This is a genomic window from Bradyrhizobium canariense, assembly GCF_900105125.1.
GTDB lineage: Bacteria > Pseudomonadota > Alphaproteobacteria > Rhizobiales > Xanthobacteraceae > Bradyrhizobium > Bradyrhizobium canariense_A.
Window position 1 is genome coordinate 2,884,010 of record NZ_LT629750.1, and the last position, 21,195, is coordinate 2,905,204.

The 21,195-nt window shown below is 61.9% G+C and carries 18 protein-coding genes; 7 read left to right on the forward strand and 11 right to left on the reverse strand.

The features are described from left to right. Positions 1-121: 121 nt before the first annotated feature. The 3 genes from BLV09_RS13725 to BLV09_RS13735 form a co-directional block, all read right to left on the reverse strand. On the reverse strand, positions 122-2,473 hold the full coding sequence (locus BLV09_RS13725; RefSeq protein WP_146687699.1) for a bifunctional salicylyl-CoA 5-hydroxylase/oxidoreductase: 2,352 nt from the start codon (positions 2,471-2,473) through the stop codon (positions 122-124). Positions 2,474-2,540: 67 nt separating this feature from the next. Continuing rightward, the gene (locus tag BLV09_RS13730; RefSeq protein ID WP_146687700.1) at positions 2,541-3,377 is read right to left on the reverse strand and encodes an enoyl-CoA hydratase family protein; all 837 of its coding nucleotides are present in this window, start codon (positions 3,375-3,377) and stop codon (positions 2,541-2,543) included. 58 nt (positions 3,378-3,435) lie between these two features. Next, on the reverse strand, positions 3,436-4,197 hold the full coding sequence (locus BLV09_RS13735) for an SDR family NAD(P)-dependent oxidoreductase (RefSeq protein ID WP_146687701.1): 762 nt from the start codon (positions 4,195-4,197) through the stop codon (positions 3,436-3,438). Positions 4,198-4,429: 232 nt separating this feature from the next. On the opposite strand from BLV09_RS13735, the gene BLV09_RS13740 reads away from it, so the two are divergent. From BLV09_RS13740 to BLV09_RS13760, 5 genes are read left to right on the forward strand one after another with little or no spacing between them, the layout of a single operon-like run. Further along, positions 4,430-5,239 (forward strand): alpha/beta fold hydrolase, encoded by an 810-nt coding sequence (locus tag BLV09_RS13740; protein WP_146687702.1) that lies wholly within the window; start codon positions 4,430-4,432, stop codon positions 5,237-5,239. Then, positions 5,236-6,519 (forward strand): acyl-CoA dehydrogenase family protein, encoded by a 1,284-nt coding sequence (locus tag BLV09_RS13745; RefSeq protein ID WP_146687703.1) that lies wholly within the window; start codon positions 5,236-5,238, stop codon positions 6,517-6,519. The genes BLV09_RS13740 and BLV09_RS13745 overlap by 4 nt, the downstream gene beginning before the upstream one ends. 6 nt (positions 6,520-6,525) lie before the next feature. Then, a complete protein-coding gene (locus BLV09_RS13750) occupies positions 6,526-8,061 on the forward strand; it encodes a class I adenylate-forming enzyme family protein (RefSeq protein WP_146687704.1) in 1,536 nt (511 codons plus the stop codon). Further along, positions 8,058-9,152 (forward strand): NAD/NADP-dependent octopine/nopaline dehydrogenase family protein, encoded by a 1,095-nt coding sequence (locus BLV09_RS13755; RefSeq protein ID WP_146687705.1) that lies wholly within the window; start codon positions 8,058-8,060, stop codon positions 9,150-9,152. The genes BLV09_RS13750 and BLV09_RS13755 overlap by 4 nt, the downstream gene beginning before the upstream one ends. Further along, complete coding sequence (locus BLV09_RS13760) at positions 9,149-10,144, forward strand: 3-hydroxybutyryl-CoA dehydrogenase (RefSeq protein WP_146687706.1); 996 nt, start codon at positions 9,149-9,151, stop codon at positions 10,142-10,144. Before BLV09_RS13755 ends, BLV09_RS13760 begins: the two co-directional genes overlap by 4 nt. Before the next feature lie 105 nt (positions 10,145-10,249). Here BLV09_RS13760 and BLV09_RS13765 read toward each other — a convergent pair whose 3' ends face one another. From BLV09_RS13765 to BLV09_RS13795, 7 genes are all read right to left on the reverse strand, one after another. After that, complete coding sequence (locus tag BLV09_RS13765; protein ID WP_146687707.1) at positions 10,250-11,296, reverse strand: peptidase M29; 1,047 nt, start codon at positions 11,294-11,296, stop codon at positions 10,250-10,252. A 25-nt stretch (positions 11,297-11,321) separates the two neighbouring features. After that, complete coding sequence (locus tag BLV09_RS13770; protein WP_146687708.1) at positions 11,322-12,089, reverse strand: ABC transporter permease; 768 nt, start codon at positions 12,087-12,089, stop codon at positions 11,322-11,324. Continuing rightward, positions 12,086-12,871 (reverse strand): ABC transporter permease, encoded by a 786-nt coding sequence (locus tag BLV09_RS13775; protein ID WP_146687709.1) that lies wholly within the window; start codon positions 12,869-12,871, stop codon positions 12,086-12,088. Before BLV09_RS13775 ends, BLV09_RS13770 begins: the two co-directional genes overlap by 4 nt. Then, positions 12,868-13,713 carry an ABC transporter ATP-binding protein gene (locus BLV09_RS13780; protein WP_146687710.1) on the reverse strand — a complete coding sequence of 282 codons (846 nt, stop codon included), beginning with the start codon at positions 13,711-13,713 and terminating at the stop codon, positions 12,868-12,870. The genes BLV09_RS13775 and BLV09_RS13780 overlap by 4 nt, the downstream gene beginning before the upstream one ends. A 330-nt stretch (positions 13,714-14,043) precedes the next feature. Continuing rightward, on the reverse strand, positions 14,044-14,211 hold the full coding sequence (locus BLV09_RS37235) for a hypothetical protein (protein WP_167558720.1): 168 nt from the start codon (positions 14,209-14,211) through the stop codon (positions 14,044-14,046). A 100-nt stretch (positions 14,212-14,311) separates the two neighbouring features. After that, on the reverse strand, positions 14,312-16,006 hold the full coding sequence (gene ilvD, locus BLV09_RS13785; RefSeq protein WP_146687711.1) for a dihydroxy-acid dehydratase: 1,695 nt from the start codon (positions 16,004-16,006) through the stop codon (positions 14,312-14,314). A 143-nt stretch (positions 16,007-16,149) separates the two neighbouring features. Beyond that, a complete protein-coding gene (locus tag BLV09_RS13795; RefSeq protein WP_433994421.1) occupies positions 16,150-17,133 on the reverse strand; it encodes an ABC transporter substrate-binding protein in 984 nt (327 codons plus the stop codon). 192 nt (positions 17,134-17,325) lie between these two features. Between BLV09_RS13795 and BLV09_RS13800 the strand changes: the two genes are divergently transcribed. Together BLV09_RS13800 and BLV09_RS13805 are read left to right on the forward strand one after the other, a co-directional pair. Beyond that, positions 17,326-18,237, forward strand: coding sequence for an NAD(P)-dependent oxidoreductase (locus BLV09_RS13800; protein ID WP_146687713.1), 912 nt, complete (start codon positions 17,326-17,328; stop codon positions 18,235-18,237). A 60-nt stretch (positions 18,238-18,297) separates the two neighbouring features. Then, on the forward strand, positions 18,298-19,452 hold the full coding sequence (locus BLV09_RS13805; RefSeq protein ID WP_146687714.1) for a zinc-dependent alcohol dehydrogenase: 1,155 nt from the start codon (positions 18,298-18,300) through the stop codon (positions 19,450-19,452). 171 nt (positions 19,453-19,623) lie between these two features. On the opposite strand, the gene BLV09_RS13810 is transcribed toward BLV09_RS13805, so the two are convergent. Continuing rightward, positions 19,624-21,102: an amino acid permease gene (locus tag BLV09_RS13810; protein ID WP_146687715.1), complete on the reverse strand. Its 1,479-nt coding sequence runs from the start codon at positions 21,100-21,102 to the stop codon at positions 19,624-19,626. Positions 21,103-21,195: the final 93 nt, after the last annotated feature.

A 21,195-nucleotide genomic window follows, 5' to 3' on the forward strand; every position in this document is an offset into this window, starting at 1 on the left:
GCGCTAGAGCATGATCCTGAAAAGTGGGAACCGGTTTTCAGAAAAGATCATGCGCAAACAAGAGATCAGATCATGATCCGATCCAGTCCAATCGGATCATGATCTAAGGTCGCATAGTCGATTACTCCGCCGCAAGCGGCTTGATCGCCTCCGACTTCAGCTCCGCCCGGGTCTTGGGTTTGGCCTTGAGCTTCAGATCATCGAAATCCTGTCGGTCGCGCACGCTGTTGCGGAAAATCTGCTCCTTGCCCGGCAGATATTGCGGCGGGCAGGAAATATCCGAGGCGCCGTACCAGGCGGCCGCGCGGAGCGTGAACGACGGATCCACCAGATGCGGCCGGCCGAGCGCCACCAGATCGGCGCGGCCGGCGGCGAGGATGGTATTGACCTGATCTGCGGTCGTGATGTTGCCGACGCACATGGTCGCTACGCGGGCCTCGTTGCGGACCTGATCGGAGAACGGCGTCTGGAACATGCGTCCATAAACTGGCTGGGCATCGCGCACGGTCTGTCCGGTCGAGACATCGACCAGATCGACGCCGGCTTCCGCGAAAGCGCGGGCGATGAGCACGGCGTCATCACTGGTAATGCCGCCTTCAGCCCAGTCGGTGGCGGAAATGCGCACCGACATCGGCTTATGCGCCGGCCACGCCGCCCGCAACGCTTCGAACACTTCCAACGGAAAACGCAGGCGATTGGTGAGCGCGCCGCCATAAGCATCAGTGCGCTGATTGGTCAGCGGCGAAATAAAGCTCGCGAGCAAATAGCCGTGGGCGCAATGCAGCTCCAGCATGTCAAACCCGCAGCGCTCGCCGCGCTCGGCGGCCGCGACAAACGCCGCCTTGACCGCATCCATCGCGACGCGATCCATCTCGCGCGGTACCTGGCTGTCCGGGAAGTAGGGAATCGGCGATGCCGACACCACATCCCAGCCGCCCTCCTCCAGCGGACGATCCATGCCGTCCCACATCAGCTTGGTGGCGCCCTTGCGCCCGGCATGGCCGAGTTGCAGGCAGATCTTCGCCGCCGAATTGGCATGGACGAAATCAACGATGCGGCGCCAGGCGGCTTCCTGTTCGTCGTTCCACAGTCCGGCGCAGCCCGGTGTGATCCGTGCATTGCGGCTGACACAGGTCATTTCGGTAAAGATCAGGCCTGCGCCGCCGATGGCGCGCGATCCGTAATGCACCAGGTGAAAGTCGCCGGGAACGCCCTCCTTCGCCGAATACGTGCACATCGGCGACACCACTGCGCGATTTTTCAACTCCAGTTCGCGCAATCGCAACGGCTGGAACATCGGCGCCAACGGCTTCTCGGTGTCGACGTCAAATCCCTTGTCTCGGACCTGCCGCGCAAAGGCCCTGTCGACCTCGGCAACAAAATCCGGCGCGCGTAATGTGAGGTTGTCATACGTGATCGCCTTGGCCCGTGTCATGACGCCGAAAGCGAACTGCACGGGATCGAAATCCCAGAAGCGATCGACATGCTCGAACCAGACCAGCGACACGTCGGCCGCGTGCTGGGTCTTCTCGACCTCTTCGCGGCGCCCCTCTTCATACTGCTGCAATGCGGCTTCGATGGTCGGCGCGCGATGCATGGCGTCCGCCAGCGCGATCGCATCTTCCATCGCCAGCTTGGTGCCCGAACCGATCGAGAAATGCGCGGTCGCCTTGGCATCGCCCAGCAGCACCATGTTGTCCTTGACCCAGCGCTGGCTGCGGATCATCGGAAAATTGCGCCACATCGAGCGGTTGGTGAGCAGCTGGTGCCCGTCGAGAAACCAGCCGAAAATCTCCGCCATCCGATCGGCGGATTGCGTCTCGCTCAGGCCTTTAAGACCGGCACGCTCAAACGTCTTGGGATCGGTCTCGAAGATCCAGGTCGAGCGTCCCATTTCATATTGATAGGCGTGGGCGATGAACGGACCCCACTCGGTCTCCTGGAAAATAAACGTGAAAGCATCGAGCGGCCGCGTCGAGCCCATCCAGGCGAACAGGTTGGAACGGACATCCACCTCGGGCTGGAAGTGCTCGACATATTTGTCGCGGAAGCGGCTGTTGATGCCGTCGGCCAGCACGACAAGATCGGCGTCGGCAAAGCGCGCCTCGTCCTCGACATCGGCCTGGAACAGCAAGGTGACGCCGAGCTCGCGCGCCCGTTCTTGCAGGATCAAAAGCAGCTTGCGGCGCGAGCAACCGCAGAAGCCGTTGCCGCCGACCCGATGCACCGTGCCGCGGAAATGCACGGCGATATCGTCCCAATAGGCGAATTCCTGGGTGATGCGGCGATAGCTCGGAGAATCGTATTTCTCGAAATTGTCGAGCGTCGCGTCGGAGAACACCACGCCGAAGCCGAAGGTGTCGTCGGCGCGATTGCGCTCATAGACCGTGATCTCGGCCTCCGGCCGCTGCTTCTTGAGCAGGATCGCAGAATAGAGGCCGGCCGGCCCGCCGCCGATGATCGCGATCTTCATGAGAGCCTCCGGCTCAGCTGTCAGACCATCCAATTATTTTAAACTTAAAGCATTTCCGCAGCAAGTCTCAATTGCCCTGAAACACCGGCTTCACTTTATTGGAAAACGCTTCAAATGCCCGGGCGAAATCCGCCGTCGTCATGCACAGCGCCTGCGCGACCGCCTCGGCCTCGATCGCCTCCTCCACCGACATCGCCCATTCCATCGCCAGCATTCGCTTGGTCATGGTATTGGCGAAGGTCGGCCCTTCGGAAATCTGTTTTGCCAGCAGCTGCGCCTGTGACAGCACATGCTCCGGCGCGACGATACGGCTGAAGAAACCCCAACGCTCGCCTTCCTCGGCCGTCATGAAGCGGCCGGTATAGAGCAGTTCCGACGCCCGCGACTGCCCGATGATGCGCGGCAGGATCGCACAGGCGCCCATGTCACAGCCGGCAAGTCCGACCTTGTTGAACAGGAACGCAACCTTGGCGCCAACAGCGGCCAGACGCATGTCGGACGCCATCGCGACGATCGCGCCCGCGCCCGCGCAGATACCCTCGACGGCCGCGACAATGGGCTGCGGACAACTCCGCATCGCCTTTACCAAATCGCCGGTCATGCGGGTGAAGGCGGTGAGACCCTTGGTATCCATCTGCACCAGCGGGCCGATGATCTCGAAGACGTCGCCGCCGGACGAGAAATTGCCGCCGGCACCCGTGACCACGATCACTTTGACCTCATCGTCGAAAGCGCAAGCGCGGAAGAAATCCGTCAATTCGCGGTAGCTCTCGAACGTGAGCGGATTTTTCCGCTCGGGACGATTGAGCGTCACCAGCGCCACACCGTCCGTCACCGCCAGCAGGAAATGTTCCGGTGAATAATCCGCCAATGGCAACGTGACGGGATTGGCTGCTCTGCTCATGGGGTTTCCCTTACCGGTTATCGTTATGCAGTTCCGGGCGACATGCGCCGCGGGTCAATCAAATCTCTCCGCCGGCCACCGCGATAGCTTGTCCCGTGATCGCGCCGGCTTCGTCGCCGCATAGCCAGAGCACGGTGTCGGCGACCTCAGATGGTTTCACAAGGCGCCCCTGCGGATTGTGTTTGGCCAGTTCGGCCACGGCCTGATCATGGCTGCGGCCGGTTTTCTTCATGATGTTGTCGATACTGCCGGCGAGCAGATCGGTGTCGGTAAAGCCGGGACACACCGCATTGACGGTCACGTGCGTGCCGGCAAGCTCCAATGCGAGCGAGCGCACCAGGCCAACAACCGCGTGCTTTGCCGCGCTATAGGCGCTGACATAGGCATAGCCTTTGAGACCGGCGGTCGATGCCACCGCGACGATGCGGCCATGGGGCCGGTCCCTCATCGACGGCAGCGCGGCCTGCACCGCGTGAACCACGCCCATGAAATTGACGTCCATCATCCGCTGGAACAACGCCGCGTCGGATTTCGCGAACGGCGCGGACTCGGCAACGCCTGCATTCGCGATCAGGATATCGATCGGCTGCCGGGCCGCCGCCTCAGCGATTGCAGCACCGATCGCGGCCTGATCCGTCACATCGGCCACTTGCGCAAAATGCGCGGAACCGTCGGCAATGGCATCATCCAGGCTTGCGCGATTGCGGCCGAGCACGGTGACCGTTGCCCCTGCCTGCGCCAGCGCGGAGGCGATCGCGCGGCCAATGCCTCTTCCGCCCCCGGTCACAAGTGCATGCGCGGAGTGCGGCAGTCCGGACATGCGCAGCCTCCAGAATGAATGATCGATGGCGCAGCCAGATATATTTTATACTTCAAGCTTTTGCAAGAAACCGGCGCACCGGCTGCTCGGTTTGGTCCGTTCGAGCAGCCAGACAACCGGGTCACCACCGGGCTTGCTTTAAGTATAAAATTATTGCTTTTCATACATCGAGGGCCTGTTAGCATCGGCAGGTCGGACAACACAGAGGTTTGGCGTGCCGAATCTTGCGCCTATGAAAACAAGCGATGGCCGCTTCGGTTATGAGGCCGCCGGAGATGCGGCGCTGCCGCCGCTGGTGTTCCTGCATGGAATCGGCGGCGCGGCGCGCGCCTGGCGCGGGCAACTCGACTTTTTCAGCAGCCGTTATCATGCCATGGCCTGGGACATGCCGGGCTATGGCGGATCGGCGTCACTTCCTGCGGTGAGCATCGCAACGCTTGCGGACGCCTTGCGGGATTTCCTGCAACAGGTCGGCGCGACAAAGCCCATTCTTGTCGGGCATTCGATCGGCGGCATGATCGTGCAGCAATGGCTGATAAAGCACCCGCGCGCCGCCAGCGCCGTCGTTCTTGCGCAGACCAGCCCGGCGTTCGGCAAGCCCGATGGCGACTGGCAGAAATCGTTCATCGATGCGCGGCTTGGCCCGCTCGACCGCGGCGAAACACTGGTATCGCTGGCGCCAACGCTGGTCAAAGAACTGGTCGGCGACAATCCCGACCCAGGTGGCATGAAGCTGGCGCTCGACTGCATGGCGTCGGTGCCGCCGGCGACCTATCGCGCCACCATGCTGGCGCTGATGGGATTCGATCTGCGCAACGCGCTGAGGGATATCGCGGTGCCGACCATGCTGTTGTCAGGTTCTCGAGACAATAACGCGCCGGCGCCCATGATGGCGAAGATGGCAACCTACATCCCCTCGGCGCAATACGTTGAACTTGAGGGCGTCGGCCACCTCGCCAATCTGGAACGTCCCGATGAATTCAATACGGCGCTCTCGGATTTTCTATCGATGAGCCACGAAATATCAGGGTCCGAGTCATGATCATGCCAGCCGTCAAAATCGATCCTGAGCAGATCATCCTGGACAAACCGCTGTTCGACCCGCAGGCCTTCCGTCTGAACGACGAGCAGGCCGAAATCATCGCCTCAGCACGCAGGCTTGGGCAAACCGTTTTCGCCGGCCGCGCCGCGGCCTACGATCGCGACGCGAAATTTCCCACCGAGAACTATCGGGATCTGCATCGCACCGGCCTGCTCGGGATCGCCATCCCCAAAAAGCTGGGTGGCCTTGGCGCGGACTATCAGACTTACGCCATCGCTGCCGCCGAGATCGGCCGCTATTGCGGCGCGACCGCGCTGACCTGGAATATGCACGTCTGCTCGACCTTGTGGTCCGGGCCGTTGGCCGACGATCTCGACATGGACGCCTCGACCCGCGCCGAACACGAGCGCCGCCGCGCGATACACTACAAGCGCATCGTCGATGATGGCGCGATCTATTCGCAACCCTTCTCCGAAGGCGGCGCGGCTGCGGCCGGGGGCGTCGCGTTCGGCACCGAGGCGAAACCCACCAAGGGTGGCTGGCTCGTCAACGGCAAGAAGATCTTTGCCTCGCTCTCCGGTCACGCCGATTATTACGGCGTACTCTGCACCGAGATCGCGGAAGGCGAAAAGGCCTCCCGCCGCAACACGCTCTATCTTGCCCTGCCCGCCAAGGCCGACGGCGTCTCCGTGGTCGGAGATTGGGATCCATTGGGCATGCGCGGCACGGTCTCGCGCACGCTGCTGTTCAAGGATGTGTTCGTGCCGGAAGATGCGGCGCTGATGCCGCGCGGCGTGTATTTTCAGGCCGCGATGCGTTGGCCGCATATGTTCCTGACGCTGTCGCCGACCTATGTCGGGCTGGCGCAGGCGGCTTATGATTTCACCGTTCGTTATCTGCGCGGCGAAGTGCCGGGCACACCGCCGGTCAAGCGCCGGATGTATCCGACCAAGCAGATCGCTGTCGCGCAGATGCAGATCAAGCTCGAACAGGTCAAGGCGATCTGGTTTCAGGCGATCACCGAGGCCCGGGCCAATCCGACCAAGGAACAGGTGCTGCGCGCTTACGCCGCGCAATATTCGGTCATGGAAGGCGCCAACGAGATCGCAACGCTGGCAATCCGGACCTGCGGCGGACAGGCCATGCTGAAATCGCTGCCGCTGGAGCGGATCTATCGCGACAGCCGCTGCGGATCGCTGATGCTACCATGGACCGCCGAACTCTGCCTCGATCGCATCGGCCGCGAGGCGCTGTACGAGACCGGCGAATCGGACGACTAGTTCACAATGGATCTTTCCGACCTGATCGAGCGCAATGCCGCCTTCGCGCCGGACAAGGCCGCGATTATTTTCGAGGGTAGCGTTCTCACCTATGCCGCGTTCCACGCGCGCATCGCGCAGACGGCACGCGCACTGCAATCCAAATTCGGCGTGAGCCAGGGCGATCGCGTCGCGATCCTCAGCCTGAACCGGCCCGATTACCTCGTGCTGCTTTATGCCTGCGCGCGGCTCGGCGCGATGCTGGTGCCGCTGAACTGGCGGCTGGCCGCAGCCGAGCAATCGTTCATCCTCTCGGACGCCGCGGTAAAGGTGCTTGTGCTGGAGCGGGCCTTTGCAGACGTTTTGCCCGGGCTGGAAACCAGCCTGCCTGACACTAAAATCGTCGGGCTGGATTTCGCGTCTGCCAACGGAAAAAAATTTGGTCAGTTGCTGACACAAGGGCGCGGCGATGGCCGCAACCCCGGCATCAACCTCTCTTGTCCGCTGCTGATCGTCTACACATCGGGCACAACAGGAAGACCCAAGGGCGCGGTGTTGCGGCAGGATGCGCTGCTGTGGAACGGGGTGATGAGCCAGCACATGCACGGCCTCACATCCGAGGACCATGTTCTGACCGTGCTGCCGTTCTTCCATGTCGGCGGCCTCAACATCCAGACCACGCCGGCGCTGCATTTTGGCGCGACCGTGACAATCCATTCGCGCTTCACGCCGGACGCCACGCTCGCGGCATTCGACCGCGCCCGCCCGACGCTGACGGTGCTGGTGCCGGCAACCATCCAGGCCGTGACCGATCACCCCAACTGGGCAACAACTGACCTGTCTTCGCTGAAGGCAGTCTCGACGGGATCGACCATCGTGCCGCCGCATCTGATCGAGCGCTTTGTCGCGCGCGGTGTGCCGGTGCTTCAGGTCTATGGCTCGACCGAAACCTGCCCGGTCGCGGTCTATACAAGGTTCGGCGGCGATCTTTCGCGGCAAGGCTCGACCGGCCTGCCCGGCCTGTGCTGCGAGGCGGCGGTGATCGACGACGACGGCCTCGAATTGCCGCCGGATACTCCGGGCGAAATCGCGGTCCGCGGCCCTAACGTCTTCATCGAATATTGGCGCAACGAGCAAGCAACAATGGAAGCGTTGCACAACGGCTGGTACCGCACCGGCGACATCGGCCTGCGCGATGCCGACGGCTATTTCTGGGTGCATGACCGCAAGAAGAACCTAATTATTTCCGGTGGCGAGAACATCTATCCCGCAGAAGTCGAGCGCGTGCTGCTGGAGCATCCCGGGGTCGCAGAATGCGGCGTGGTCGGCCGGCCCGATCCGAAATGGGATGAAGTGCCGGTGGCCTACGTTATCAGGCGTGCAGGTTGCACGATCGAAGCGGAGAATTTGAAAGCGCATGTGCTGACGCAACTCGCGCGCTTCAAGGTGCCGCGTGACATCGTCTTTGTCGATGACCTGCCCCGCACGGCGCTAGGCAAGGTGCAGCATTTCATGCTGAAACAGCTTTACGAGTCGGCGCCCGCGCAAGGAGAGAAACTTTGAAAATCGCGGTTCTCGGCGGCGGCAATGGTTCCTTTGCTGCCGCGGGCGATTTGGCATTGCAAGGCCATGAGGTTCGCTTGTGGCGGCGCGATGAGGTGCAAATTGCGGCGCACCGCAAAGCCGGCTCGCGCATCATCCTCAGGGATGCCGATGGCCGGCACGATGTGCAGCTCGCGCTGGTGACATCAGACATTGCCGAAGCTGTCGGCGGTGCGGAACTGATCCTGTGCCCTGCCCCGGCCTTTGCCCAGCAGGACATAGCGAAGCAACTCGCGCCGCATCTTGGCGATGGACAGGTCGTGTTCCTGCCGCCGGCGACCTTCGGCTCGATGATCTTTGCGAAAGCCGCACACGACGCCGGTAATCGCACCAACGTGAGTTTTGCCGAGACCGGCACGCTGCCCTGGTTGACGCGCAAGCATGGACCGTTCGAAGTCGCCATCACCATCCGCGCCAAGCGGCTGCCGGTCGGCCTGTTTCCGCTCAAGACCGCAGGCCATGCGCTCGATGTGATCGGACAGGCCTTTCCCGGCGTGATCGAGCCGTGCGGCGACGCGCTGTCGGGCGCGTTGATGAATGCCGGCCCGATCATTCATCCGCCGCTGATCGTGATGAATGCCGGCGCAATGGAGCATTTCGAGCGTTGGGACATTCACAAGGAAGGCACCCAGGCGTCAATCCGTCGGGTCACCGACGCGCTCGATTCTGAGCGCATCGCGGTGCGCGAAGGTTTTGGCTACGGCAGCCCGCACTTTCCGCTGGCGCATCATTACGCCACGGAAGGCGAGATCTGGATGTATGGCCGCGGCTCGCACGAGCGCCTGACCGATTCCGGTGACTGGCGCGAGCGCATTATCCTGACCGAACATCGTTATATGCAGGAAGATCTACGCCTCGGCCTGTCGTTTCTGGTTTCGGTCGCCGAACTCGCTGGTATCGCAACGCCATTGGCAAAAGCTTTTCTGTCCATCGGCGGCGCGATCTGCGGCGAGGATTTTGTGAAAGACGGACGCACGCTCGCGAGCCTTGGCCTCGGCAATCTCAGCCGCGACGAACTGCAAACTTTGCTGCGCGAAGGTTTTGCCCGATGAGCGCTCCGCGTCCCACCATCGCCTGTCTCGGCGCCGGCCGCATGGGCCGTGGCATCGCGGTGGCATTCGCCTATGCCGGCCATGCGGTCACTATGATCGACGTCAAGGCGCGCCCGGCCGAACAATTTTCCAAACTTAGGGACGAGGCACTCGACGAAGTCAGGAAGACGCTGGCAAGTCTGGCACGCTTCGGCTTGCTGAAAGAGCATGAAACCGAGACTGTCATTGCCCGGGTCTCGGTCGTTCCCTCACGAGATAGCGCCGCCGCCCTTGCTGACGCGGGCATCGTATTCGAAGGCGTGCCCGAAATGGTCGACCTCAAGCGCGAGGTGCTGGCCGCCGCCTCGAAATGCGTCGGGCCCGATGTCGTCATCGCCTCGACCACGTCCACGATTCTGGTCGATGATCTCTCCGGCGCGGTCGAGCATCCCCGGCGCTTTCTCAATGTGCACTGGCTCAACCCGGCCTATCTGATCCCGCTGGTCGAGATGTCGCCGGGCGCAGCAACCGATCCGGCTGTGATCGCGCAGATGAAAGCGCTGCTCGAGGGCATCGGCAAGGTGCCGGTGGTGTGCGCGGCCACGCCCGGCTTCATCGTGCCGCGGATCCAGGCGCTTGCCATGAACGAAGCGGCGCGGATGGTGGAAGAAGGCGTCGCCACGCCTGAGGATATCGACAAGGCGGTCCGCTACGGCTTTGGCTTCCGCTATGCCGTGCTGGGACTTCTGGAATTCATCGACTGGGGCGGCGGCGACATTCTCTATTATGCCAGCCGCTATCTCGAGGGCGCGCTCGGCAGCGACCGCTATCGCGCGCCTGAAGTCATCTCTCGCAATATGCAGGAGGGGCGCATCGGCTTGCGGACCGGCGCCGGTTTCCTCGATTATTCCGGCCTCGATGTCGACGCCTATCGCGAGCAGCGCCTCTCGGTGCTGGTCGACATGCTCAGGCATTTTGGATTGGCGCGGCCGCCGGTTCTCGATCGGGATTAAATTCTGATCGATCCGCACCGCATGCGCAGTGTCACCTCTCCCATAGGGAGAGGGAGCACAGTCCCGCTGACGCGATTTCACCGCCCTATTTTGATAAATCAGATTCTAGCCGAACACATCCTGCAGCATGCCCTCACGGACCACGGCAACGCCGTCGAGCTCGATCGTGGTGCCCATCACCGGCAGATCGAAATGTCCGGCGGTGTAGCGTCCGGCGAATTCGTTGGCGCCGGTGGAAAACAGGAAGTTGCCCGCGACCGCGCGCAGTTCGGTGCCGTTGGTATCGCGCTGGTCGTACATCGCCAGCGATTCATAGCGCGCGGCCGGATTCATGCCGAACCCGACATGTGACACTGCGTAGGCTTCGCGGTCGCCCCAGGCCGCGAGATAAGCCTTCATCATCATGGCGTCCGCGCCCTCGCCCTGGAGATCGGTGACGTAGTCGTCCTTCAGCGTCATTTTGACCGGCGATGTCAGATAGCGCTTGAAGGTGAGATTGATATCACCGGCTGCCATCACCAGCGTGCCATTGACGGTGCCGCTCTTGGGGAAACTGACAACGATGCCGCCCGGCCAATGCGCCAGCGTGCCGGGCTTGTCGGTCCAGCCCCAGACGCCAACGGTGGAAGCGCCGATCATATCGACGTCGAGTTCGGTGCCTGCCCTGGAAGTGACACGCATCCGCTTCGTTCCACGCAGCATTTTAGCCGCTGCGCGCACGCGCTTTTCCAGGGCCGTATCGGGCACCATGCGTTCGAGCGCCTCCGGATGCTCGTTGGAGATCACCAGGATGCGCGCGCCGGCCTTCAATATCTCCGGCGTTTCCACCGCGTGCATCAGCCCTTCGATGGTACAATCAACGACGAAGCCGGCCTGCTTCAGCGCGGTGATGACAGGCCCCAATCGTTGGATCGCCTCGCTGGCGCCGGTGGAACGGATCGGTACGATCTGCCGGTTGCGCGGCGTCGGCACGATGATGTGGAATGGCTTCGCACCCATTCGCAACAAGGCCAACTCCGCAAGATGAACGTTGAGCGCACGCGACTGCGTCTCCGAGAGGATCGCGGCGGTGTCGCCCGGCTTGACCGCGCAGCGCTCAAAAATCTCGCAGAAAGCGTCGATCCATTTTGCCTCGATGCGATCGGCCAGCATGCTTTATCTCCACAATCGAGCCGCGTCAGACTTCGGGAAACCCGCGCAGCAGATAAGACCGCAGCGCCTGCAACAGGCCGTTGAGGATCAATCCCAGCAGGGAAATCGTAATCAACGGAACGAACATGTCGACGGCCTGAAAGGTCCGAGCCGCCGTCACCAGGAGGTGGCCGAGGCCATCGGTCGAGGTGATCATCTCGGCCAGAAACACCACGATGCATGAAATCACAAGCCCGATCCGGCAGCCGGTGAGAATTGACGGCATCGCGGCCGGCAACACCACTTTGAACAGGATCTGGCGGCGCGGCGTGCCGGCGGCCATCGCCGACCAGATCAATTTCTGCTCGACCATCGAGGCGCCGTAATAGGTCGAGAGCAAAATCGGGAACAGCGCATCCGCCGCAACCAGCGTGATCTTCGATTCGTGGCCAAATCCGAGCAATAGCAGCAGCGCCGGATATAACGCGACCTTGGGCAGCGGCGCCAGCACCCGCACGATCGGCCGCACCACGGCGTTGGTGGCTGGGCTCACCGCCGCGGCGAGCCCGAGGGCGACGCCGAAGACGACGGCGATCGCAAAACCCGCAAACAGCCGGAACAGCGTGGCGGCGATCTCCTGCTGAAATTCGCTTGATGTCAACTGCTGCAAGAGACGCGCAAACACCAGGCCCGGCGGCGGCAGCAGCGTCACCGGCGCATAGCCGAACGAGTCAATCGCCTGCCACAGGCCGATCAACAGCGCGATCGGCGCAATGCCGAGCAGAACTTCCGATGTAATCGCGCGCGCCTTCATGAAAAGCTCAAGGGCATGTCAAAACGCGGCTCGGACCATCTCACCAGCCTGCGGCGCAGTCTTTCGAACGCGGCGTCGAGACCGATGCCCATCGCGCCGACGATGATGATCATCGCAAACACGGTGTCGTACTGTCCCATGTCCAGCGCATTGAACAGGATGTTTCCCGCGCCGGATTGTCGCGCGATCATTTCGCTGGTGATCATGGTGATCAGCGCCAGCACCAGGCCGGTGCGGCAGCCGGTGAGGATTTCCGGCAGCGCCGCCGGCAGTACGATCCGGAACATCCGCTGCGCCGCCGACAGTCCCATGGCGGCGCCCGACCATAGCATCTTTTCCTCAACCGCCTTTGCGCCCTCGAAGCTGTGATAGATGACGGGAAGGCTGACGCCGAGAAAGATCACGAGCGTTTTCGAGAGGTCGCCGACCCCGAGCCAGAGCATGATGATCGGCATCAACGCCGCCTTCGGCACCGGATAGATAATCATCAGCAGCGGATTGAAGAAGGACGCCACCGCGCGGCTGCGGCCCATCATCAATCCCAGCGGAATAGAGACGGCAACGCCGATGCCAAAACCGATCGCCATCCGGCGGAGCGAGGCAAGAATATTGATCAACGATTCCTTGTCGCCCAGGATCGCCGGGACGGCGCGGAGCGCTTCCATCGCGGTCGGAAAGCTGTCGCTGTTCAGGATCAGCGACCCAACCTGCCAGATCGCGAGCAGGCCGAGACAGGCAAGCAATGGCGCCAAGCGGGAAACCAGCGCGCGCGCCGACATCATGGATGCAACTCGTCTTCGCCGGTGTCATCGATCATGCGTTCGATATCGACGACGTATTTCTGAAAACGGGTATCGAGCAAAAGCTCGGCGCGGCGGCGAGGCCGCGGCAGGTCGATATCCACGACCTGCTTGATCCGGCCGGGCGAACGCGTCATTACCACGACCTTGTCGGACAGAAACACCGCCTCCTCGACCGAATGGGTGACAAAAAGCACCGTCTTGCGGTCGCGCTCCCAGATATTGAGCAGGTCGTTCTGCAGGCGCGTGCGCGTATGCGCATCCAGCGCGCCGAACGGCTCATCCATCAGCAGCACCGCTGGATGATAAGCCAGCGTGCGCGCCAGCGCGACCCGCTGTTTCATGCCGCCGGACAATTCCTTGGGGTAAAAATTCTCAAACCCCTTGAGACCCACCATCTCGATCAGCGCTCGGCTTTGCGCTTCGGCTTCGGCCGGCTTCACGCCCTGCTGGCGAGGGCCGTACATCACATTGCCAAGCACGCTCTTCCAGGGAAACAGCGCGAACTCCTGAAACACCGGCCCGCGATCCGGACCGGGCCCGGTGATCGCCTTGCCCTTTACCTTCGCCACGCCCTTGGTCGGATTGACGAAGCCGCCGACGATATAAAGCAGCGTCGATTTTCCGCAGCCGGACGGACCAAGAATGGAAACAAAGGCGCCGTCTTCGATGGTCAGCGAGATATCGGATAGCGCCAGATGATCCTGGCGCGCGGAAGTTTGAAACACCTGCGAAACGTGATCGATCTCGATCATCGCAGCCACCTGCCCGCGCAACGGTACGGATTGCGCCTGAACCTCCAACCGCGATGGTAATACCTTCATCTCTGCTCTTCTTCCCGACACCGGTTCGTCGGGCACATGCTGGCTACTGGTTTTCCTGGATTGACGGCCCAAGCATAGCGGAAACTTGCAGGGCTTGGCGATGCTCCATCAGGGAACGGACCAATCAAGAAACGGGCCAACAGGAAGCGGATGAAGTAGCTCGGAGCGGACCTGCCGGTCAATTCTGACCGCCGCATTTTCTTCAAATCGAGCGGACGATCCCTCAGCATCGCGGAAGGTCATCATCGATATCAGACGTGTTGGAGCACGATTGTTCGCGCTCAAGATGAGGCGCGGGCCGAGACGGAACGGCGATCCTGTGAACCCCCGTTACCGGTTGACCGACGAGAACTCCGTGCTGCAATTCCTTCCGCAATCCGGCGCCGGCGCTTCGATAAACCAAACGAGCACGAACGTACAAAACGCCAACATCGCGACAAAGCCGGACACGATCATCGTAATATCGTCGCTGTCAGCACTTTTGAGCCATTTTAGCATCTGTGCCCCTCCAGAAGGAATTCGCCGATGATACGTTCGCTGACGATACGTCGTGGCCGTCGCCTGTTACGTTAAAATCCATCCATTATCAACCCTGCCGCTAGTCGAACCACGGCCATTCCGCCCCACCATCGTGCGTAACAGCGCCGCCGGGGGCCTGTCCGACCAAACGGGCATATTTGGCAAGCGCCCCTGCCCGATGCCGCGGCGGCCGCGGCGTCCACGCCTGTCGGCGTTGCGCAAGTTCTTTGTCATCGATCATCAGATCCATGCGGCGCGCTCCGGCATCGATCCTGATCCGATCGCCTTCGCGCACCAGCGCCAGCGGACCGCCCACGAATGATTCCGGCGAGGCGTAGCCGATGCACATCCCGCGGGTGGCGCCGGAAAAGCGTCCGTCGGTGATCAGCGCGACCTTCTCGCCCATCCCCTGCCCGTAGATCAGCGCCGTGACGCCGAGCATCTCGCGCATGCCGGGACCGCCGACGGGACCCTCATTGCGGATGACGAGAACATCACCCTCGCTATATTTGCGATGGCGCACTGCCTCGACGCATTGTTCTTCATCCTCGAACACGCGCGCAGCACCTTCAAACACCAGCTTCTTGAGACCTGCAATCTTGATGACAGCGCCATCGGGGCACAGATTGCCCTTCAGAACCGCCACGCCGCCGTCTGGCATGATCGGCGCGCTGGTGCGATAAATCACCTCACCATCGGGCGCATTGGCGCTGCCATATTCTTCCGCGATCGTCCGGCCGGTAATCGTCAGGCAATTGCCGTCGATGTGGCCGCTTTCGACCAGCGCGCGGATCACGACGGCGGTGCCGCCGATGTCGTAAACATCCTTGGCGGTATACTTCCCGCCCGGACGCAAATTACCGATCAGCGGTGTGCGCGCGAACACCTCGCCGACGTCGTCAATGGTGAAGGCTATGCCGGCTTCGTTGGCAAGCGCCGGCAAATGCAGCGCGGCGTTGGTCGAGCCCCCGGTCGCGGCGACGATCGCCGCGCCGTTCTCAAGCGATCGGCGCGTGACGATCTCGCGCGGCAGCGGGCCGCCCCGCTGCAGCATCTGCATCACCAGGCGCCCAGCCTTGCGCGCGACCTGCGCGCGCTCGGCATACACGCCCGGAATCATCGAGACGTTAGGCATGGTCAGCCCCATCGCCTCGGAAACCATCGCCATGGTGTTTGCGGTAAATTGTCCCGCGCAGGCGCCGATCGTCGGCAAACACGCCCGCTCGATTCCCGCCAGCGTCGCCTGGTCGATTTCGCCGGTCATGAAGCCGCCGACGGCCTCGTAGGAATCGAGCACTGTCAGCGTTCGTCCTTCAAATTTCCCCGGAAGCGCGCTGCCGCCATAGATGAAGATCGACGGCACGTTGCAGCGGATCATTCCCATCATCACGCCGGGAAGCGTCTTGTCGCAACCGCCGAAACCGATCAGCGCGTCGTAGGCAAGACCGTGGACCACAGCCTCGATCGAATCGGCAATCAGCTCGCGCGAGAGCAGCGAGAACTTCATGCCCTCATGATTCATGCTGATGCCGTCGGAGACCGAAATCGTGGCAAATTCGCGCGGCGTGCCACCGGCCTCAGCGATCCCTTCCTTGGCCGCCGCCACCTGGAAATCATGCGTCATGTTGCAGGGCGTCTGTTCGCCCTTCATGCTGACGACACCGATCATCGGCTTGGCGATCGCCTCGTCGTCCAATCCCATCGCCCGCATGAAGGCGCGATGGGGCGCACGGTCGAGACCATCGGTCGTCACGCGTGATCGCCATTTCTTCATGGGTATCGTCTCTTGGGGTCTGACTCGAAATGCAACGGTTCAGCCGTTCTTCTCGTCATTGCGAGGAGCAACGCGACGAAGCAATCCAGTAGCACCGGATCCAGCCCTCTGGATTGCTTCGCTGCGCTCGCAATGACAGTCGCTTACTGCAGCGGTGCGACGATGGTCGGATGCTTGAATTGTGCGACGTCCATCTTCGGCAACATTCCTGTCTCCGCATAGATGTCGAGCATTTTCTGGATCGCCGGGAAGTTCGGCGCAGCACCGGGATCCCGGCCGAAATCATTGTCCTTGAGAAGATAGGTATCGAGCACCGGGATCGGCGCCTTCAGTACCTCGGAAACGACCTTGAGCGTCTCCTCGCGATTGGCCAGCGCCTTCTTCATGCCCAAGGTTATGTCGCGCACGTAAGCCTTTGCCAGTTCAGGATTCTTGTCGACAAAGTCTGCCCTGCAGGCTTCGAGAATGTGGACAATGTTCGGCATCGCCTGATTGAGTGAAAACAGTTTGCGTGTGCCGCCCTTGGCCTCGGCGCGCGCTGCGAACGGCTGGTTCATGTTGACGGCATCGACGCGGCCCTGACGCAGTGCGTCTTCAGAGACAGCGAAGCCGACTTCGACGAGCTTGATGTCCTTGGCCGGGTCGACGCCATTTTGCTTCAGCAGCATGTTGAACGGCCCCTGGGTGCCACCGCCGATCACGGAAATGCCGATGGTCTTGCCCTTGAGATCGGCAATGGTCTTGATCGGTGAATCGTCCTTGACCGCCCAATAGACCGAGAAGCCGCCGGGTTTTTCGTAGACGTGTTGGGCGACGATATAGGCCTTCAGATTTCCGCCGACCACGCCGTTTGCCAGCGACAATGGCGCCTGGGTCGCGCAATCGAGCGCGCCCGCGGCGAGCGCCTGCGTCATCGGCGCGGTGCCCTGGAATTGCGTCCATTCGATATTGTAGGTCTTGCCGATATCCGGGAATTCCCGCGGCCTGCGCATCATCCAGTATTTCGATTCCTCGGCCGGGATGGTCCAGCCGACGCGGATCGTCTGCTGCGCGCGCGATGAGCTCACGCCCGCAACAATCGAAGCCAGCGTTGCCGCGACCAGGATCCATTTCGAAGATAACCGCATCATACCCCACTCCACTTTCGTACCCCCGAGAACGCCCTCGCAGACGGCACCGGCCAAATCTTTCATGGTTCAAACAATCAGGCAAGGCGCGCGCGGCCCGCGCCTGACGTGGCGCATTCCGACCGGCCGGGGATGTATGGTAAGGATGGCCCAGCGGACAAGCATTTAACAGTGATACCAAAGGGGAAGCGGATGGCTGGGGTTGGCGGATCAGACGGACGGCAAGCGGAAAAGCTCGGTTACCTCGGGCTCGGGATGATGGGATTTCCCATGACGCGGCGGCTGATCAACGCCGGTCATGACGTCACGGTCTGGAACCGGTCCACCGCCAAGGCGGCCGCGCTGGTCGAGGCCGGCGCAAAGCTCGCCGCACATCCTCGCGATGTCGCCGCCACCGCCGGCATCATCTTCATGTGCCTCACCGATGCGGCTGCGGTGGAGGAAGTGGTGTTCCGCCACGACGGCCTAGCGGCGGCGCCGGGAGCCGGCAAGCTCGTCGTTGACTTCTCCTCCATCCACCCCGACGCGGCACGCTCGATCGCGGCCCGGCTGAAGGAAGCCAACGGCATGGCATGGATCGACGCACCGGTCTCCGGCGGCAGCAAAGGCGCGGAAGAAGGAACGCTCGCAGTGATGGCCGGCGGCGATGCAGCCGATATCGAGAGGGCAAGACCCTATGTGCTGGCGATGGCGCGACGGCTGACGCATATGGGGCCGACCGGTGCAGGCCAGACCACCAAACTCTGCAACCAGGTGATCGTCGGGTGCGCGATGACGGTGCTGGCCGAGGCCACCCGCCTTGCGGTCAACGCCGGGATCGACGCCAACCGGCTGCCGGAGGCGCTCGCCGGCGGCTTTGCCGATTCAATTCCGTTGCAATTGTTCGTGCCGCGCATGGTGCAGGGCATTCATTCCCCGCCGCTCGGCCATATCGCGACGATGCTGAAAGATCTGGATACGGTCGTCGACGTCGCGCGCGACACGTCGAGCCCGGTGCCGATGTCGGCGCTTGCCGCACAATTATTCCGGCTGGCCAAGTCAGCGCGCGGCGCCGATGCCGACGCCCTTGAAGTCTATAAATTGTCAGCCTCACAGATTAGTTGATAGCCCGGCTTAACACCGCCGCCAGATTTCGGCTAAGCTACAACAAAAAGGGAGCCGCCCATGTACAATCCTGCCGGTGTTAAAACCTCGCCCAATTTTCCCGTGCCTGAGCTGATGAAAGCCTGGGTGCTGGGCAATCCGGACGAGCTATCGCTGCGCGACAAGCCTACCCCCGTGCCAAAGCGCGCCGAGGTGCTGGTGCGCATCGACGCCGTCGCCATTTGCGCGACCGACCTCGAAATCATCCACCGCGGTTCACCGGCCAGCATTCAGGGCGGCCTGCCCTTCAACAAGAACTTCACGCCCGGCCACGAATATATGGGCACGATCGCAGCGCTTGGACCTGAGGTCGACGAGTTCGAAATCGGCCAGCGCGTCAGCGTGGAAATCCATGCTGGGTGCGGCCAGTGCAAGCGGTGCCGCCAGGGCATGTACACGTCATGCCTGAATTACGGCAAGCCCGAGAAGGGTCATCGCGCCAACGGTTTCACCACCGATGGCGGTTTTGCCGAATATGCGGTCAACCATATCAACACGGTGGAGCACGTGCCGGACACGATGAGCGACGCGGAGGCGACGCTTGTGGTCACCGCCGGCACATCGATGTATGGCCTCACTGAACTCGGCGGGCTCGTGGCCGGGGAAAGCGTTGTCGTGATCGGCCCGGGCCCGATCGGACTCCTCGCCGTCGCCGTTGCGAAGGCGCTGGGAGCAAGCCCGGTCATCCTGACCGGCACGCGCGACAAGCGGCTTGCGATCGGCAAGGGACTTGGCGCCGACCGCGTCATCAACATATCAGAGGAAAATGCCGTCGATGTGGTCAAGCAGCTCACCGGCGGAATCGGCGCGGACTACGTGGTCGAGTGCGCCGGCAGCGAGGCCACGATCGATCAGGCCATTCATATGACCAACCGCGGCGGAAAAATCTGCCTCGCTGCCTTCCCGCACGAATCGGTCACGACGGATATCGCCCATATCGTCAGGAACAACATCTATGTCTATGGCATCCGCGGCGAAGGCAAGAGCGCGACACGACGGGCGATGGCGCTGATGGCCGAGAAGAAATTCGACGCGACCAAAATCCATACCCATACCTTCGCGCTCGCCGACCTGCCGACCGCGCTGCGATACGCCCGCGAGCGCGTCGAAGACGCCATCAAGGTCGTCGTCACAACCCGTCAAACCGATGTGCTGAGCAACGCCGCGGCTGAGTAAGTACATCAATGAGGTCCCTCCTCAACGTGGTGTTCAAGGCCGCCTTGCTCTGCGCACTACCACTGGGCCTCGGCTTTTCCGCCGAATTGAGCGAGGCCCAAACCCGCAAGCCCGCGGCGAATTCTTCAACGCGCTGTAAGCGGCAATAAAACTGAGACCGATCGATTTAACTCAACGGGAATTTGCAATCCGGCTGTGTCTCGAGCCATAGAAAAAATAGATCGCCAGCCCGATCGCGAGCCAAATGCCCAAGCGTATCCAGGTATCGACGGGCAGACCGAACATCAGAAATACCGATACGGCCGCTCCGCCCGGCGCGACAATCCAGATGGCGGGCGACCTGAAAGGCCGGACCAGTTCCGGCTCAGTTATCCGCAGCACAAGGGTCCCGATCGATACGATCGTGAATGCGAACAGCGTCCCGATGCTGACGAGTTCTCCGACCAGCCCGATCGGCAACAGCCCCGCAAAGACAGCCGCCACAATGCCCGTTGCGATGGTGGCAATGTAAGGCGTACGAAAGCGGGGATGAATTCGTGCCGCCACAGGCGGAAGCAGCCCGTCATGCGCCATGGTGCTCAAGATTCTCGGTTGCCCAAGAAGCGACACCAGAATGACCGAGGTCAGTCCGAACACGATACCGAGTTTGATGAACGGAGAAAGCCAGCTTACGCCGGCGGCATCGATGCCGACCGCGATCGGGTCAGACACGTTCAACCGGTCGAACGGCACGATCCCGGTCAGGATAAATCCGACCGCGACATAGAGGATCGTGCAAATCACCAGCGAACCCAGGATGCCAATGGGCATATCACGCATCGGCGACTTGGCCTCCTGCGCGGTGGTGGAGACGGCGTCAAAGCCGATATAGGCAAAGAACACGACGGCTGCGCCACGCAGCACGCCCGACCAGCCATAAATGCCGATACCGGCGTTCGGAGGTATGAAGGCTCCGCCGGGATTGCTTGGCGTTACCCAGTTCGCCGTGCTGAATGCTGGCGCCGCGCAAGCGATAAAGAGTGCGATCACAATCAGCTTCACGACGACGATGAAGCCATTGAACCTCGCCGACTCCCGGATGCCGATCACGAGCAGCGTCGTAATGAACGCGATCACCACCATGGCCGGAATATTCAGGACCGCCCCGGTCGACGACCAGCCATGTTGGGCTGCGTCAAAGGCAAAGGGCGATGATACGAATCGTTCGGGCAAGACCAGGCCTAAGTCTTTCGCGAAACTCACGACATAGCCGGACCAGCCGATGGAGACCGCGACCGCGCCGACCGCATATTCAAGGATCAGGTCCCAACCGATAATCCAGGCAACAAGTTCACCCAGCGTCGCATAGGCATAGGTGTAGGCGCTGCCGCTGATCGGGATTGTCGAGGATAATTCCGCGTAGCACAGACCGGCGAACGCGCAGGCCACGGCGCCGAGAAGAAAAGAAAGCGTAACCGCCGGTCCCGCATTTGCCGCGGCGGCGTGTCCGGTCAGCACGAAAATGCCTGCGCCGATGATGCCGCCAACGCCGATGCCGACGAGATTTAGCGCGGATAATGTTCGCCGCGGCGGGTGTGTCTCGTCACCACCGCTATCGGCTGCCTCGCTTGTCAGCTCCGCCGTCGATTTCCGGGCCCAGAAATTTGCCAAAAAAATGGCATCCTTTTTAAAAGGAAACGGAAACAGGATAACGCGCCAGACCGGACTCGGTTGGCTCGTCCCGGAATTTTAAGAGTCGAACTG